This window comes from Gordonia otitidis NBRC 100426 (genome assembly GCF_000248075.1).
GTDB lineage: Bacteria > Actinomycetota > Actinomycetes > Mycobacteriales > Mycobacteriaceae > Gordonia > Gordonia otitidis.
Genome location: NZ_BAFB01000216.1, coordinates 1 through 223 on the forward strand (window position 1 = coordinate 1; position 223 = coordinate 223).

Annotated in this window: 1 protein-coding gene and 1 pseudogene; one reads left to right on the forward strand and one right to left on the reverse strand. The window is 67.3% G+C overall.

The genetic code is table 11. The features are described from left to right. On the forward strand, nt 1-183 hold a 183-nt coding region (locus GOOTI_RS26540), incomplete at its 5' end, for a hypothetical protein (protein WP_138985339.1). Here GOOTI_RS26540 and GOOTI_RS25850 read toward each other — a convergent pair. Continuing rightward, nucleotides 146-223 (reverse strand): annotated as a pseudogene (locus GOOTI_RS25850) (AAA family ATPase); the annotation flags it as partial. The gene GOOTI_RS26540 and the pseudogene GOOTI_RS25850 sit on opposite strands and share 38 nt — an antisense overlap.

The following is a 223-nucleotide window of genomic DNA, read 5'->3' on the forward strand; positions in this document are numbered from 1 at the left end:
CACCCCCTACGCGGTCGACGGCGACGCCTCGATTTCGGTCCCACCGAGTATGCCTTCCCCGCGAAACAACCCGCGGAAAGCGACAACGCCTCCACGACGGGTGGACTGGCACCACGAGACGATGCCGACGGCGAAACCCGTTGGACACCACCACCGACTGCACCTTCGCGGGCGCGCGGTTGATCTCGTCGGCGAGCAGGAAATTGGCGACGACGGGCCCGAG